Here is a 15,856-nt window from a genome sequence, read left to right as displayed (position 1 = left end):
CCTGGCAGGCCTGCTCTGAATTCAGAGGCTCTGCTGGATCCTGTCGGGGTGGCCTGGGCAAGTGACGTGGGCAAGAGACTGGAGAAAGATTCGTCATGGCACGGATGTGAGTCTGAAGCTCAGATCCGGCGAGTGCTTTGGCTTGCCAGCCCCTCCTTGATCCAGGTGTTCCGATGGATGGCTAGCGCCAGATCACAAGATGACGATCAGATCAATCTTCTCTGGAGACGAATTGATGATTGCCATTGCTCGTGATTGATGACATCCACAAGATGGCAAGGATTCAGGAATGGCCTCAACTACAGATAAACCATTGTGCACGAAAGCCATGGGTTTGACCAATGGCACAAGTCGAATCAGTGGCAGAAGCTCAGACCAGTGTCGAGGAGCGGTGGCTGTCGTGCAGACCTTCGAGCTGGCTGTAGACCGACACCAGCTGATCACGGATGGGCGCCGAATCGGAGATGCGATTAAGCGACAGGAGCATCGATTCGATCTGGGCCTTGCAGTCGATCAGAACGCGGCATTCGGTGCTTCCGGGTTCGTAGGGCATGGAGCTGCGAGAGCTGGAGGCAGGGACACCGCTATCTGAACGCACTCTGCTGATTCGGACTGTCAAAACGACTGCGGTTTTGACAGATGCTCAGCCCCGTCGCTGGGGCCGCCGGCCGGATTCAGGGCGACCTGCTTCGGACCGCCCGCCGCCCCCACCACGGCGGCCACTCGGTGCAGATGATGAAGGCCTGCGGCTGCCTGTGCGGGGTGGGCCGCCCCGGCCCCGGCCGCCGCTCAGATCCAGGGGAGGCGCTGACAGAACCTTGGGTTCAAACCCAGGCACCTCCTGGCGCGGCAGGGCGGTGCCGATCATCTTCTCGATGGCACGCAGCAGCTCATGCTCCTCCGCCGCCACGAGAGACACGGCGTGGCCGTTGTGGCCGGCACGGCCGGTGCGGCCGATGCGATGGACATAGTCTTCCGCCTGGTTGGGCAGATCCAGATTCACCACGTGGGGCAACTGGTGAATGTCGATGCCGCGGGCGGCAAGATCGGTCGCCACCAGAACCCGCAACTCGCCGCTCTTGAATCCCGCCAGGGCCCTGGTGCGGGCCCCCTGGCTCTTGTTGCCGTGGATCGCCGCCGCCGCCATCCCCTCCTGGGTGAGCCGTTCGGCCAGGCGGTTGGCGCCGTGCTTGGTGCGGGAGAACACCAGCACTTGCCGCCAGTCATTGCTGGCAATCAGATGGCAGAGCAGATCCGGTTTCCGCCCCATGTCGCAGGGATGGAGGATGTGCTCCACCGTGGTGGCGGTCCGATTCTCGGGGGAGGCCTGAAGCTGCAGGGGGTTGTGCAGCAGCCCCGTGGCCAGCCGGCGGATCGAGGGGTTGAAGGTTGCTGAGAACAGCAGGTTCTGACGCTTGGCCGGCAGCAGGGCCAGGATCTTCTGGATGTCGCGGATGAAGCCCATGTCGAGCATCCGATCGGCTTCATCGAGCACCAGGATCTCGACGCGATCCAGGCGGAGAGCCTTCTGCTGATGGAGATCCATCAGCCGACCGGGCGTGGCCACCAGCACGTCGGTGCCACGCTGCAGACGGGAGATCTGGGGATTCACCTTCACTCCACCGAAGACCACGTCGGAGCGCAGATCCAGGTAGCGGCCATAGGCGGTCACGCTCTCACCCACCTGGGCGGCGAGTTCGCGGGTGGGGGTGAGCACCAGGGCTCGAACCACGCCGGCCCGGGCATGGGGCCCATGGCGCAGACGCTCCAGCATCGGCAGGGTGAAGCCGGCGGTCTTGCCGGTGCCGGTCTGGGCGGCGGCCATCACGTCGCGGCCGCTCAGCACTGCCGGAATGCAATCCCGCTGAATCGGCGAGGGAACCCGATAGCCCTTGTCGGCCACAGCCCTCAACAGAGGCTCGCCGAGCCCAAGAGAGTCGAAGTCGACGGCGGGGGGCTCGCCGGTGGAATCGGGAGAGCGCTGCAGGGGAAGCCATTCGTGGTTCATCACCCTAGGGGGTGGGGTCGGAACTCCCAGCCCCGTGACAGGCAGGCTCACGATGGAATGCAGCGACGCAGCGGTCTGCTGCTCCTTGAGTGCTTTGCTTCGCTCAGAGAGCCAGCGTGATCGTCACGACCGGACCGCTCGGACACCGGTTCATGTGGTGGCGTTGGTGAAGTGGGCGCAGCGGTCACAGGGCCCCTCCGGGAGCACGGCGCAGCGGAGCAAGGGCGTGCGGGCATTGAAGCGGCAGGAGGGATCACCGATCACCCACCGGCCCTGCCACCACCGGGCATCGGCAGGCTGGCTCTGGGCTTTCACCTCCAGAGCGATGGTCGCCAGCTCGTAGCGGCCGTTGCGCAGTTGATAGCGGTGCCGGCGTTGCAGCACCAGAAAGCTTGTGCCTCCGCAGGTGATCCAGCGGCCGGGTTGGGGGATCTCGCCGAGCTCGGCCACCTCAAGCCGATCCAGCAGCCGGTCGCTGTCGATCTGGCGCAGTTCCACCCGCAGGCGGCTGGTGGTCTCAGGGTCGGCCATGGCCGCTCTCTTCGAGGTCGAGGCTCCTGCTGGGCAGGCTCCCTGTCTCCAGGGCAGGGACGGGACGGCGCACTGAGAAGCCCCAGGCGAACAGCAGTCCCACCACGATCAGCAGCGACCATTCCGGCGGCACCACCTGGGGCAACGCCAGCCGCAGCAACAGGCGGATGCCCACCAGTCCCACCGCCAGGTAACCGGCCGTCTCCAGATGGCGGAACACCCCCAGCCAGCGGATGAACAGTTCGGCGGTGAGCCGCAGCGCGATCACCCCCAGAACGCCGCCGAGCATCACCAGCCACAGCCGATCACTTACCGCCACCGCGGCGGCGACGCTGTCGAGGGAGAAGGCCAGGTCCGTGAGGGCCAGGGTGGCCACCACCGAACCCAGCGAGGCATGGTGATGCCCTTGAGACGGGTGGGAGCCATGGGCTGGCAGAGCCTCAGGCCTGGCTCCCTCCTCCGGCTCGTCGTCGTCTGCGTTGAGTCCGAGCAGCTGGCTGCCGCTCAACCAGAGCAGATAGCCCGCCGCCAGGAGCTGGAGGGGCCAGAAGTCGAGCACCCACTCCGCGGCGGCGATCAGGCCGAGGCGGAACACCAGAGCCAGGAGCAGGCCAAGGTTCAGGGCCTTTTCCTGGCCGGCGCGATCGCCCACCCGGCGGGAGATCGCGGCCAGGGCGATGGCGTTGTCGGCCGAAAGCACTGCCTCCAGCGCCAGCAGCAGCGGCAGCAGCAGCAGCACCTCTCCCCACTGATCCGCCGACGCCAGTAATGGGGTGATCGACTCGATCGACTCCGCTTCCATTGCGCTTCCCGGCGACCGCAGCGGGGCCTGAAAGGGTCACTCTAGAAACGCGCCTTCCTCCTCCACTTCGATGTTGCTCGAGGTCCAGCTGGTCCACGCTGAAGTGGGCGCCCGGGTGGTGCGGGCCCATGCCGTTGCCGCTGGCGTGCCCCTGGGCAGCGCCCTGGGGGAAGGCGCGACGGCTGAGGAGGCGGAAGATCGAGCCCGGGAACGGCTGCTGGCTCAGATCGGCCCTCTTGCTTATTCCGCACTGGTGCATCGCCCTGCTGCGGTCAAGCCACCTCCGCAGCCTCCATCGTCACAGCCGTCAGTCCCGCAGCCGCGACCCCACCCAGCACCGATCGCCCCATCCGGTCCTGTCGACCTCACGCCTGCCGCCAAGCCAGTGGAGCCCGAACCCGAACCTGCCGCCGAACCTCAGGCCCCCGCTGAGCCCGCCGCCGAACCGCCCCTGGATCCTGAAGACTGGAGCGCTGAGTTGGCCCGACTCGATCTCGCCCTGCAGCGCCTGGGTTGGAAGCGGGAGCAGGAATGCCTCTATCTGGAGAGGGCCTTCGGCCATCCCAGCCGCAGCCGCCTCACCACCTATGCCGATCTGATGGCTTATCTGCGGGCGGTGGAGAGTCTTGGCGTGCCCAGCGATCCAGCTGCCGCGCCGCTGCCGCTGCGCCGCTGCGATCTGCTCAGTCAGTGCGATGGATTGCTGCAGTTGCTGGGCTGGGATGCCCAGCGAGGTCGGCGATTCCTGGAGGAGCAGTTCAACCGCGGCAGTCGCCAGCAACTCAGCGACGATGAATTGCTGCGGTTCAACATGCTGCTGGAGACCGCGATGCTGGAGCAGGCTGCGACCTGACAGAGAGCCAATCTCCTGGCTCAGCTCAGACAGTGGCTCTCGACCAGGGCACGCCCCAGTTCGAGATGGTGCTGGTTGGCATAGGCCTCCCGCTCCAGTACCTGTTCACTGGGTGACGCCTTGGCATAGATCGGCTCATCGAGGTTGCGTTCCAGCCGAGCATCCATGCGCGTGGTGAGCCCCAGCGGCCGTGGTGCCGCGCGCAGATTCCCGTTGCCGCAGCTCTGAGCCACGTGAATCGCCTCATGGTTGAGCACTTTGGCAAATTCCTCGCTGCCCTTCTCCACCACATCCGGGCGGATGCGCAGGGTGCCGGCCCTGGGATCCCACTCGCCTGCCGCACCCTGTTTGTGGGGCTGCACCAGGTCGATGCGCACCTGCGCCCGCTCCAGGCTGTCAAGCAACGCCACGATGGCGTTGCGTTCCTGCAGAAAGCTGGGGGGGCGATCAATCAGGTCCTTGATCTCCGGGATGGAGAGCTCTGGATCGCCGCTGCGGCGTTTGTAGAGGTAGCGGGTGCCGCCATCGGGCAGAGCCTCGGCGCGGGGGATCCATTCGCGATCTGCGGCGGCCAGATCGTCCATCAACTGGGCGCGGGCCTGGGGGTCCAGGCCCGCCGGACCCTCCTCCACGCGGGCATCGATGGCAGCATTGGTGCCAGAGGGTTGGTCGGGTCCCAGCAGCCGGGGGAGGATGAGAGCCCCCAGGCCGAGGAGCAGCAGGGTTCCAGCCAGCATGGGCCAGGGTCCCGTCGAGGTCATCCGCACAAGCGGGTGGCCGCAGCGGCCGCAGAGCAACGTGCCGTCAGCGCGGCGGTGGGCCCGCAGGGGCTGGGATTGACAGGTGGGACAGCGGTAGACGGCCAGGACCGGAACCGGCGCGTTTGCCGGACTCGCTCGATCCAGTCTGGCCAGCACCAGGCCGGCAGTGCCGCCGCAGAAGCTGCAGGCTCAGATCAAGTTGATTGTGGTTGGCGTAGGCCTCCTGCTCCACAATCCGTTCCGTGGGCGAGGCACTGGCATAGACCCGATGGGACAGCTGGCGATCGAGGACCGCGGAGGCTGGTCGCGGTAAGCCGAGGGGCTTTGGCATGGAGCGCAAGCGGCCGCTGCTGCAGCTCTGGGCCACATGGATCGCTTCGTGGTTCAGCATGCGGGCGAAGCTGCGGCTGCCCCGATTGGCGGCGTCTGGCCGGATGCGCAACACGGCTGTCTTCGGTTCCCATTCCGCCAGGGCGCCACTCTTGCGGGGCGGGCCCAGCACCAGGGTGACGCCGAGGCGGCGCAGGGCCTGCAGGAGGGCGGTGATCACAACCCGTTCTTTCTCGTAGCTCGGCGGATTGGCAACCAGACGGCGCAACTGGGTCGCCGTGAGAGGCGTCTCGCCCGGTTCCCTGCGGTAGGTGATGGCGACCCCGCCGCCGGGACCGGGGATGGAGGTCATCCGCGGCCGGCTGCGCTGATCCCCTTGATCGAGCTGGCGAAACAGCTGCAGCTCCTGACTGGGGGTGAGGGCGGCGTCCTGGGGCCGCAGGGCCGTGGCGGCACTGGCCTGCCGCAGCCAGGTCCGGCCAGGGCCCAGACCGGCTGCCAGCAACGGTGCCAGGACCAGCAGGGTTCCTGTGATCGTTGCCACTCCATCCATGCGCCTGGCCCCTTGAGGGGATCCGGCAGGGCAGCGCCAGGAGAATCGCGGAGGGAATCGCATCACGATCTCCAGGCTGCAACGCCGCGGCCCTTCTGGCCAGACCATGCCGCGATGCCCGCCACCGGTTGCGAAGATCTGGGGTCGTTCGCCCCAGCTCCCGATGCCCCTCACCGCCCTGGTGCGTCAGCTGCAGCAGGCGACCCTCACCAGTGAGGTGCTGGAGCGCAGCAAGCGGCCCCAGCGCCTGCGGCTGAGCGGTGCCGGCCGGGCGGCGCGGGCCCTGGTCAGCAGTGCCCTGGCGGGGGCCGCCGACGCGCCGCTGCTGGTGGTGGTGCCCACCCTTGAGGAAGCCGGCCGCTGGGCGGCCCTGCTGGAGCTGATGGGCTGGGGCAGCTGCCAGCTCTACCCCACCAGCGAGGGCAGCCCCTACGAGCCCTTTGATCCCACCAGTGAGATCACCTGGGGTCAGCTGCAGGTGCTCAGCGAACTGCTGGACGGGACGGAGCAGGGGGCGAAGACTGGCAACGCCCGTCGCCTTGCCATCGTCGCCACGGAGCGGGCTCTCCAGCCACACCTTCCGCCGCCCGAAGCCCTCAGAGCCGAGTGCCTGAGCTTGCGCAAGGGCGATACGGTCGATCTCGAGGTGCTGGCTGCAACGCTGACGCGCCTGGGTTACGAGCGGGTGCCCACGATCGAGCAGGAGGGCAGCTGGAGCCGCCGCGGCGACATCGTCGATGTGTTTCCAGTGAGTGCCGAGCTGCCCGTGCGGCTGGAGTTCTTCGGCGAGGAGCTGGAGAAGCTGCGGGAGTTCGATCCGGCCTCGCAGCGCTCCCTTGATGGGATCGCCGTGGTGCGGCTCACCCCCACCGGCTATGGCCCGCTGATCGCCGAGGCCCTGCGCGAGTCGATGCCCGATGGGCTGGAGCAGCTGCTCAGCCCCGAGGCCACTGAGCAGTTGCTGGAGGGCGGCACGCCGGAGGGGATGCGGCGCCTGCTGGGTCTGGCCTGGGAGCGACCCGCCTCACTGCTCAGCTATCTGCCGGCCAACACCCTGATCGCGGTGGATGAGCGGCGCCATTGCCTCTCCCATGGCCAGCTGTGGGTCGACCACGCCGGCGACCACTACCGCGATGTCTGCGAGGAATTGGCGCGGGCCTCGGGCGACACCGATGCCGCCGCCATCGCTGCCCTGCTGCCGCCGCTGCTGCACCGTCCGCCGCTCGAGGCCCTGGAGCAGACCGATGGCTTCGCCGGCTTTGATCTGGCGGAACTGCACGAGACCGACAACCACCCCAACAGCCTGGATCTGGCCAGCCGCTCGGTGCCGGCCTATCCCAACGCCTTCGGCAAGCTGGCGGGCCTGGTCAAGGGCTTCGTGGCGGAGAAGGCAAGAGTGTGGCTGCTCTCGGCCCAGCCCAGCCGCGCCGTTGCCCTGCTGGAGGAACACGACTGCCTCGCCCGCTTCGTTCCCAATCCGGCCGACTTTCCGGCCATCGATCGATTGATCGAGCAGTACACCCCCGTGGCGCTCAAGACGCGGGGCACCGCTGAGATCGAGGGCCTGCAATTGCCGGCCTGGAAGCTGGTACTGATCACCGATCGCGAGTTCTTCGGCCAGCACGCCCTTGCGGCCACAGGCTATGTGCGCCGGCGTCGCAAGGCCGCCAGTCGCACGGTCGACCCGAACAAGATGCAGCCGGGTGATTTCGTGGTGCACCGCAACCATGGCATCGGCCGCTTCCTGAAGCTGGAAAAGCTGGTGATCAGCGGTGAATCGCGCGATTACCTGGTGGTGCAATACGCCGATGGGTTGCTGCGCGTCGCCGCCGACCAGCTGGGCAGCCTCGGCCGCTACCGCGCCACCAGCGACAACCCGCCGGATCTGAACCGCATGGGCGGTGTGGCCTGGACCAGGGCCAAGGAGCGGGCCCAGAAGGCGATCCGCAAGGTGGCGCTCGATCTGGTGAAGCTCTACGCCGAACGGCACCAGGCACCGGGGTTTGCCTTCCCCGCGGATGGCCCCTGGCAGAACGAACTCGAAGACTCGTTCCCCTACGAACCCACCCCCGATCAGGTGAAGGCGATCGCGGACGTCAAGCGTGACATGGAGCAGTCCAAGCCGATGGATCGGCTGGTCTGCGGCGACGTGGGCTTCGGCAAGACCGAGGTGGCGATCCGCGCCATCTTCAAGGCCGTCACTGCAGGCAAGCAGGTGGCGATGCTGGCCCCCACCACGGTGCTGGCGCAGCAGCACTGGCGCACCTTGAGTGAGCGTTTTGCCCCCTATCCGCTCAAGGTGAGCCTGCTGAACCGCTTCCGCACCGCTACCGAACGCAAGGCGATCAGCGAGGGGCTGGCCGCCGGCACCGTGGATGTGGTGGTGGGCACCCATCAGCTGCTGGGCAAGGGCACCCGCTTTCAGCAGCTGGGCCTGCTGGTGGTGGATGAGGAGCAGCGTTTCGGTGTGAATCAGAAGGAAAAGATCAAGGCACTGCGGAAGGATGTGGATGTGCTCACCCTCTCGGCCACGCCGATCCCCCGCACCCTCTACATGAGCCTGTCGGGGGTGCGGGAAATGAGCCTGATCACCACGCCGCCGCCGATGCGTCGCCCGATCAAGACCCATCTGGCCTCCCTGGATGAAGAGGCGGTGCGCAGTGCCATCCGTCAGGAACTGGATCGCGGTGGCCAGGTGTTCTATGTGGTGCCGCGGGTGCAGGGGATTGAGGAGGTGGCCGCCCAGCTGCGGGTGATGCTGCCGGGGTTGCGGCTGCTGGTGGCCCACGGCCAGATGGCGGAGGGAGAACTGGAGAGCGCCATGGTGGCGTTCAATGCCGGTGAGGCCGATCTGATGCTCTGCACCACGATCGTGGAGAGCGGTCTGGATATTCCCCGCGTCAACACGATCCTGATCGAGGATGCCCACAAATTCGGCCTGGCCCAGCTCTATCAGCTGCGTGGTCGGGTAGGACGCAGCGGCATCCAGGCCCATGCCTGGCTGTTCTATCCCGGTGATGCGTCCCTCAGTGAAGCGGCGCGGCAACGGCTGCGGGCGATTCAGGAATTCGCCCAGCTCGGCAGTGGCTACCAGCTGGCCATGCGCGACATGGAGATCCGCGGCGTGGGCAATCTGCTGGGGGTGGAGCAGAGCGGCCAGATGGAAACGATCGGCTTCGATCTCTATATGGAGATGCTGCAGGAATCCCTCGCGGAGATCCAGGGGCAGGACATCCCCGCCGTGGACGACACCCAGATCGATCTACCGATCACGGCCTTTATCCCAGGCGACTGGATCACCGAGAACGACGAGAAGATGGCGGCCTACCGGGCGGCTGCCGACTGCTCCAGCCAGGAGGCTCTGGTGGAGCTGGCCGCCGGCTGGGTCGATCGCTATGGCGCCATCCCGGCACCGGTGATCTCGCTGCTGCAGCTGATGAAGCTGAAGCTGCTGGCCAGGCGTTGCGGCTTCTCCCGCATCAAATCAGAGAAACCCAACATCGCCCTGGAAACACCGATGGAGGAGCCCGCCTTCCGCCTGCTGCGTCAGGGTCTGCCCCAGCACCTGCACGGCCGGTTAGTCTATCAGGCCGGTAGTGGCAGCACCGCCAAGGTGCTGGCCCGTGGCCTGGGGGTGCTGCCGATGGATAAGCAGCTGGACCAGCTGATGGAATGGCTCAACCAGATGGCCGCCCAGATCCCCGGGGCGGACGGCCTCACCGAGACTGAGCGGGCAGCGCAGATGAAGGCCCAGAACCAGGCGGTGCTGAGCCTTTGAACGGCGATGATGGCAGTGATCGCTGTGGTGGCCAACCACCATGAACAGAACCAGCTGCCCAGGCGCAAGCCCATGCTCCAGGAGCCAGCCCATGGCCCAGACGCAAGCCGGATGTTCTGTTCCCGCCCGCAGGTGAGATGACACGGCTGGCCGGCTGGAACAGGGTTGGTCTGGAGGCTCGTTTATTCTTCTGATGTTCAGCCAGCTCCTTTCCGCCTCCAAAGCCTCCAAGGCGCTCAGCGAGCGCCTGCGCCTGATTCGCAATTACCAGAACGACGTTTTCCCACCGCAATTTCGTCGTGACAATCTGATCTTTCTGCCGATCCCATGCAGTGGCGGAGATCTTTTCCTTGATGCCTATCTTGGTTTCCAGATCAGGCCTCTGACGGTGGAGGAATGTTTCAGGTGCGATCGGCTGTTCTTCAGTTCAGCGTTTGTCTATGCTTTTGTCCGTCATCCGATCGATCGCTTTCTCGCGGTTATGCGCCGTGTGGATGCGGGCCAGCAGATCACTCAGCTGACCGCTTTACGCCGTGAATTGATGCGTTTTGGATCGTCAGCAGATGCGATTGCCGCCAACGTTGAAGCCGATTCACCGTTGCTGTCCCATCCCCTGTTTCGACCTCAGCATAGGTTCCTGGAGTTCAAGGAAAAGCTCTATGTTGATCGTGTGTTCAAGGCGGAGACCTGGAAAGCCGATCTTGATCTGTTGCAGACAATCACAGGCATCCAGCTTCGCTCACCCGACCCTGTCCAGGTGGAAGCGGCCCTGTCAATCGATGCGTCAGCATCAGGGCTAAGTGATGTGGCGATCGCCAACCTACGCAGGATCTATGCTAGGGACTCCTGAAAAAGATTCTCGGCCCATCGGCGCCGGATTCGTCCGTTTGCTTCGCGTTAATCAGGCTGGCAAGCGCGATGACATCAAGTCGGCCAGATCTCAAAAGCCTGGCTTGCAGATGCCCTCAGGCGCTCTGATCGCTGACCAGGCCATCAAAAAGCTGTAGATCCACCCATAAAGAAGGACAAAAAAGAGGCGCAGCAGCCTCAAGACCTTTTCCGCGCACATCACGACAAAGGCCATCGAGATGGAGGATTCGGCACCAGCTGGTAGACGAGCCATGATCAGATCCAGGGAATACTTGCGCTTTCCAGAGCCAAAGACGCCTTCCACTTCATTGCGTCGAGCTTGATCAGATCGGAGCTGGTGCTTGTGTGCAGTGGTGACATCAGGATCCTTGGGCGGGCGACCCAATCGCTTGCCGGAGAGGCGAATACCGTTCCTCGTGCAGAAATGCCTATTCTTGGCCGTGATATAAATCCGGTCGGCGCAGATTCGCTCTGGGTAAGATCCTGTATCCAGCTTGTATTTTTCCGCCTGAGCGATAAGGCCTTCTCCTTCGTTGTAGGGGTTCCAGCTTATGCGGTGCAAGAACGGAAAGCCGTTATGAACCGAAACACTGATTTTGGCTCCAAACTCCACCGCAGCACGTGCTTTGCCTCGCACCATTGGGCGGATATGGGTCTGCACAAGATTCACCAGGCGGTCTGGAATGCTGTTGGTCTGAGAGGCGAGCAGAAGGCCCTGTTGCCGCTCCAACTCGCTGCAGGCCAACAACTTCTGCCACCAATGCCTCTTAAGCTCGGAAAGCCTTGCCCCGCAGCCGATCAGAGCATCAATGGCCTTGAGATTCTGCCGCACATAGCCAAGCTGATGTTTAATGGCAGCCTTCACTTTGCGGCGACGTGGTCGTTTTTGCTTCGCCACTCTCAGGAAATGAGCACGAGCAAGGCCACGGTCGTAGCGAGGTCGATGTCTCCTGAATCCCGATGACTGACTGCACAGATCATCAATGACTCCCTCGGTCGTTGTGCGAGCCTCGTTGAGGAGCTTGAGGTCTCTGGGATAGGTGATGTCGGCTGGAGTGCAACTGGCATCAAAGCAGCGTCCCGTGGAGTGGTGTAACTCAGGAGGAGCAGCCCCGGCGTAGCCGGGGCTGACGGCTCGCCTCCCTCAGTTCTCTGTTATGGCAATGGGTGGGCCGGTCTGTGACCCTGTTCGGAGCACTACCACCAAACCGAACACAGACCATGACCCTTTCCCATAGTGGCGCCTCCGAGCTGAGACAGCTCATGGAGGGCACCACCGCTGGCGCGTTGATCCCGGAGATCGTGCGTCGGGGCTTTCAGGACCTGCTAGAGGCCGAGGTTTCCGCGCTCACCGGAGCCCAACTCCACGAGCGTTGCCCCGATCAGCGCTCTACGCACCGCAACGGCTACCGCAGGCGACTGCTCACCACCCAGGTGGGCGACCTGACCCTGGCCATCCCAAAGCTGAGGCAGGGCAGCTTCTTGCCCGACTGGCTGGAGCCCCGACGGCGGATCGACAAGGCCCTCTACGCCGTGGTGATGGAGGCCTACACCGGCGGCATCTCCACCCGCAAAGTCGACGCCCTGGTGGAGGCTCTGGGCGGCGACAGCGGCATCTCCAAATCGGAGGTGAGTCGCATCTGCCAGGGCCTTGATGAGCAGGTCAAAGCCTTTCTGGGCCGGCCACTGGAGCATGCCAGCTTCCCCTACGTCTACCTCGACGCGACCTACCTTCACGGCCGTCTGGGCCGCAACCTGCAGGTGGTCTCCCGGGCGGTGGTGGTGGCGATCGGGATCAATGCCCTCGGCTACCGCGAGGTACTGGGAATCGCCGTGGGCGACAGCGAGGCCGAGGGCTTCTGGCGCCAGTTCCTGGGCTCACTCAAAGAGCGTGGCCTGACTGGCACGCGGCTGGTGATTTCGGATGCCCACCTGGGGCTGACAGCCGCGATCAAGCGCATGTTCCAGGGCAGCAGCTGGCAGCGGTGCCGAGTGCACTTCCTGCGCAACCTCCTGAGTCATGTCCCAAAGGTTGGCCAGGACATGGTGGCGGCGGCGATGAAAGCGGTGTTCGTGATCCAGAAGCCTGAGCAGGTCAGAGCCCACTGGCAGCAGGTCACCGAGATGCTGCGCAAGCAGTTCCCCGGCGCCGTGCCCGTGATGGAAGCCGCCCGGGACGACGTGCTGGCCTTCCTGCACTTCCCCCAGGAGCACTGGCGCAAGATCTGGAGTACCAACCCGCTCGAGCGCCTCAACAAGGAGATCAAACGCCGCACCAACGTGGTCGGCATCTTCCCCAATGACGCCGCGATCGTGCGGTTGGTGGGCAGTCAGCTGCTGGAGCAGCAGGAGGAATGGCAGCTGGAGCGCCGCCGCTTCTTCTCCGAGGCCACCATGGCAAAAATCCCCGAGCTCGAGGAAATGTTGGAGCCCACCGATGGTGATCCGGCCAAGCGGGCGGCAGTAGCCATGAGCTGAAACGCACCAACTCCTTCCTCGATCTACACGAATCCCCTCGATCGCTGAGTTGCACATTCAGCGATCAGGGTTCATAGTGGAACGATGGAGCTGCGCAATCAGCTCCCAAGCAGTCATCCCCTGACTGCTCCTGATCACCCTCCTGAAAGGGTCACAGGACCTCCTGAGTTACACCACTCGAAGGGGCGCTACCCTGGAGGGTGCCAGCGACCTGTTCACCCGTGGCAACAAGACACAGGCCAAGGACGAGAGCCAGGCCAAGGAGGCTGAGCTGTTCCAGCAGATCGGCAAGCTCCAGATGGAGCTGGAGTGGCTGAAAAAAAAGTCTCAACTGCTCTGATGCCCGTGTACTACGCAAACTGGTCGATCATGACCATCCTGAGCTCACGGTCAGCCGCCAGTGCGAGCTCCTCGGATTGTCACGATCGACCCTCTACTACAAGCCCGTGCCTATCAATGAGTCCACCCTGCGGATCATGGCAAGGATCGATGCCTTGTACCTGGAGGATCCCACCACCGGTAGCCGGCGAATGGTGCAGTACCTGGACAGAGAAGGAATCCCCATCAGCCGTGACCGTGTCCGAAACCTCATGCGGCGCATGGGTTTACGGGCGATCTATCAGAGACCAAGGACAACAGTTCCTGGTAGCCCATCCGAGCGTTTTCCCTGCCTGGTGGACCTCCAGCAGCTCAAGGCCCCAGATGAGGTCTGGGCGACGGATATTACCTACATCCCGCTGCGGAAAGGCTTCCTGTACCTGGTGGCCGTTGTCGATCTGTTCTCACGGCATGTGCTCAGCTGGAAACTCTCCAACAGCCTTGACACGGAGTTTTGCCTGGAGGCCCTGGAGATGGCTCTGGCCAGTGGCCGCAAGCCACAGATCTTTCACTCGGATCAGGGGTGTCAATTCACCTCTGGAGGCTTCGTGGCGCGGCTCAAGGCAGAAGACATCAAGATCAGCTGGTCAGGCAGGGGGCGGTGCTTTGACAACATCCTGGTGGAGAGGCTCTGGCGCACCGTCAAATATGAGGAGGTCTACCTCCGCGCCTATGGCGATGGCTGGGAAGCTGAGATCAGCCTGGCCCGCTTCTTCTGGAGGTATGGCCATGTAAGACCACACAGCTCCCTGGGAGGCAAAACTCCCCATGAGGTCTACACTGAGACCAAACCCTGTTCCTCCCGCCCGGAGTTAACGATGTCAGGGGCCGAATCTGTCCAATAAAAGCCATCCACCTTAGTCAGTCAAGCCTAGAGATGGATGGAAGTGTTGGCCGCACAGGCCATGAAGTTAATTTCTTCACTTCCCGCTCCAGATCCACGATGATTGCTCTATCCGCGGCAGGATGATCAAACCATGATCCTGAAATCGATCGCCGCAACACCCTTCGCTGCCAGCGAGCGGCCGTGGATCCGGTTCGGGACAAACCAGCTTGCCAGCACGATCTTTTTCAGACAATCACCGGCTGGTCTGGGGTAGAGCAGGTGGTACAACCCGGCCAGTGGCCAGATCGCACGACTGCAGGGCATCTGATCGATGAATTTGATGCTAAAAATTTTCAGAAGTATGATTGGAACGGCTATTTAACGACAATCTATTGTGTAGTCTGCCAGCAAGTTTGCCCAAGGGGCCATTCGATCTGAACTTTGGCTGCCTGTTGAACCCAGGCAACTTTGTGCATCTTATGATTGAATACGGTGAGGAGCATTTGCTGGATCGAAGGGTTGAACACCTCCATCAGTCCGCCATACATGGCTGAGTCAAAGTGAAGCCAAGTTGCTTGAGCTTGGCATTGCTCACTCTGGCGTTGAGCACACGATCGGTTGTGTCCATCGTCAACCATCTTGTCATCGGCAGGCCAGCCTGCTCGCACAGTCGATCGCTGAGCTCCTGACCGGTGAGCTGGGTGTCATTCACCAGATTGTAGGTGTCATTGAGATTGCGTTCAAAAGCGAATGAAACGCCACGAACAATATCATCAAGATGAATCCAGCAAGGCACATTCCGACCATTGCGCTGTACGAGTCCGCCTGCCGCTGAGAGGAGCATGCCAGGAATATCGCGTCCAGGCCCATAGATACCGCCCAGTCGTAGAATGCAGACATTGATGTTCTCTGATCGGACGGATTGAATCATCTCTTCGGCTCTTGCCAGCACCTCATTGACCGGGTGAAACGAGTCGAGTGGGTCACTCTCATCTGTTAATGCACCACGCCGGTTGCCATAGACGCCGCAACTACTCAGATGGACCAATTGAAGAGGGGCATCGCTTGGACGCCGACCCAAGGCATCAAGTAAAACTTGAATTCCGCCAAGAAATGTTTCTCGGTATTGAACGACATCAACCTGAGCACTCTTCGAAGGTGCAAACGACACCAGAATCCCATCAAGATTCCCGAAAAAGTCAAGGCTGCTCCGGGAATCTGTGGAATCAAAAACTACTGGCGAATCAACGAGCTCGGCCAGCTCAGTCAAGCGTTCATGTCGGGTTGTGGTTCCCCAGAGTTCATGCCCCTCTTGCTTCCAGTCCTTGGCGACCGCCTTACCCACGTAGCCGCAACCAAGGATGGCGCGCCGTTCACCGGAGGGCAGGATGGGGCGTCGCTCCTTGGCCAGCAACTGGTAAAGCGATGCCAGATCAGGAGAGGGCGTCATTCAACTGTTACGTTTCTTAAACCTTAGCCAACAGATCGCTGATGTGTGTGTTCGTGCCTACCGTTTCTCTCCATCAGGAGGCTTTCTGGCTCTGCCTTGCGTGAGAGGGTGGTTTGAGGCGCGCTGTTCCAATGTCCAACTTCCGGATCACTGGGGAGGGACTGGAGGGCTTTCGGGTGACCTGTCCAGGTTGCAGTGGTGACGCCCTCGTTCTGGCCCTCATCGACCGGGACATGCG

Annotated in this window: 14 protein-coding genes; 5 read left to right on the top strand and 9 right to left on the bottom strand. The window is 63.2% G+C overall.

Annotated features, from left to right (window positions below; translation table 11 throughout):
* Positions 1–370: 370 nt before the first annotated feature.
* From H8F26_RS17210 to H8F26_RS17195, 4 genes are all read right to left on the bottom strand, one after another.
* On the bottom strand, positions 371–553 hold the full coding sequence (locus tag H8F26_RS17210) for a hypothetical protein (RefSeq protein WP_197156020.1): 183 nt from the start codon (positions 551–553) through the stop codon (positions 371–373).
* A gap of 90 nt (positions 554–643) precedes the next feature.
* Positions 644–2,008, bottom strand: coding sequence for a DEAD/DEAH box helicase (locus H8F26_RS17205; protein ID WP_197156017.1), 1,365 nt, complete (start codon positions 2,006–2,008; stop codon positions 644–646).
* A gap of 150 nt (positions 2,009–2,158) precedes the next feature.
* Positions 2,159–2,512, bottom strand: coding sequence for a DUF6464 family protein (locus H8F26_RS17200; RefSeq protein WP_197159309.1), 354 nt, complete (start codon positions 2,510–2,512; stop codon positions 2,159–2,161).
* A 13-nt stretch (positions 2,513–2,525) separates the two neighbouring features.
* Positions 2,526–3,341 (bottom strand): hypothetical protein, encoded by an 816-nt coding sequence (locus tag H8F26_RS17195; protein ID WP_197156015.1) that lies wholly within the window; start codon positions 3,339–3,341, stop codon positions 2,526–2,528.
* Positions 3,342–3,411: 70 nt separating this feature from the next.
* On the opposite strand from H8F26_RS17195, the gene H8F26_RS17190 reads away from it, so the two are divergent.
* Positions 3,412–4,194 carry a hypothetical protein gene (locus H8F26_RS17190; protein ID WP_197156013.1) on the top strand — a complete coding sequence of 261 codons (783 nt, stop codon included), beginning with the start codon at positions 3,412–3,414 and terminating at the stop codon, positions 4,192–4,194.
* A gap of 20 nt (positions 4,195–4,214) precedes the next feature.
* Here the strand turns inward: H8F26_RS17190 and H8F26_RS17185 are convergent, their stop codons facing one another.
* Both H8F26_RS17185 and H8F26_RS17180 read right to left on the bottom strand, forming a co-directional pair.
* Positions 4,215–4,955: a hypothetical protein gene (locus H8F26_RS17185; RefSeq protein WP_197156011.1), complete on the bottom strand. Its 741-nt coding sequence runs from the start codon at positions 4,953–4,955 to the stop codon at positions 4,215–4,217.
* Positions 4,956–4,998: 43 nt separating this feature from the next.
* Positions 4,999–5,901: a hypothetical protein gene (locus H8F26_RS17180; RefSeq protein WP_197156009.1), complete on the bottom strand. Its 903-nt coding sequence runs from the start codon at positions 5,899–5,901 to the stop codon at positions 4,999–5,001.
* Between the two features lie 100 nt (positions 5,902–6,001).
* On the opposite strand from H8F26_RS17180, the gene mfd reads away from it, so the two are divergent.
* A complete protein-coding gene (gene mfd, locus H8F26_RS17175; protein ID WP_197156007.1) occupies positions 6,002–9,616 on the top strand; it encodes a transcription-repair coupling factor in 3,615 nt (1,204 codons plus the stop codon).
* 193 nt (positions 9,617–9,809) lie between these two features.
* Complete coding sequence (locus tag H8F26_RS17170; RefSeq protein WP_197156006.1) at positions 9,810–10,466, top strand: hypothetical protein; 657 nt, start codon at positions 9,810–9,812, stop codon at positions 10,464–10,466.
* Between the two features lie 90 nt (positions 10,467–10,556).
* On the opposite strand, the gene H8F26_RS17165 is transcribed toward H8F26_RS17170, so the two are convergent.
* Positions 10,557–11,384: a transposase gene (locus H8F26_RS17165; protein ID WP_197156004.1), complete on the bottom strand. Its 828-nt coding sequence runs from the start codon at positions 11,382–11,384 to the stop codon at positions 10,557–10,559.
* 323 nt (positions 11,385–11,707) lie between these two features.
* Here H8F26_RS17165 and H8F26_RS17160 point away from each other — a divergent pair, with 323 nt between their 5' ends.
* Positions 11,708–12,964 carry an IS256 family transposase gene (locus H8F26_RS17160; protein WP_197156002.1) on the top strand — a complete coding sequence of 419 codons (1,257 nt, stop codon included), beginning with the start codon at positions 11,708–11,710 and terminating at the stop codon, positions 12,962–12,964.
* A 359-nt stretch (positions 12,965–13,323) separates the two neighbouring features.
* Positions 13,324–14,187: an IS3 family transposase gene (locus tag H8F26_RS17155; RefSeq protein ID WP_231605660.1), complete on the top strand. Its 864-nt coding sequence runs from the start codon at positions 13,324–13,326 to the stop codon at positions 14,185–14,187.
* Positions 14,188–14,312: 125 nt separating this feature from the next.
* Here H8F26_RS17155 and H8F26_RS17150 read toward each other — a convergent pair whose 3' ends face one another.
* Complete coding sequence (locus tag H8F26_RS17150) at positions 14,313–14,456, bottom strand: hypothetical protein (RefSeq protein ID WP_197156000.1); 144 nt, start codon at positions 14,454–14,456, stop codon at positions 14,313–14,315.
* Between the two features lie 244 nt (positions 14,457–14,700).
* Positions 14,701–15,618 carry an NAD-dependent epimerase/dehydratase family protein gene (locus H8F26_RS17145; RefSeq protein WP_197155999.1) on the bottom strand — a complete coding sequence of 306 codons (918 nt, stop codon included), beginning with the start codon at positions 15,616–15,618 and terminating at the stop codon, positions 14,701–14,703.
* Positions 15,619–15,856 lie beyond the last annotated feature (238 nt).

Source organism: Synechococcus sp. CBW1006 (assembly GCF_015840525.1).
Taxonomy (GTDB): Bacteria; Cyanobacteriota; Cyanobacteriia; order PCC-6307; family Cyanobiaceae; genus CBW1002.
The sequence above is the reverse complement of the archived record's forward strand: the minus strand, read 5'-3'. Positions and strand labels throughout refer to the sequence as shown.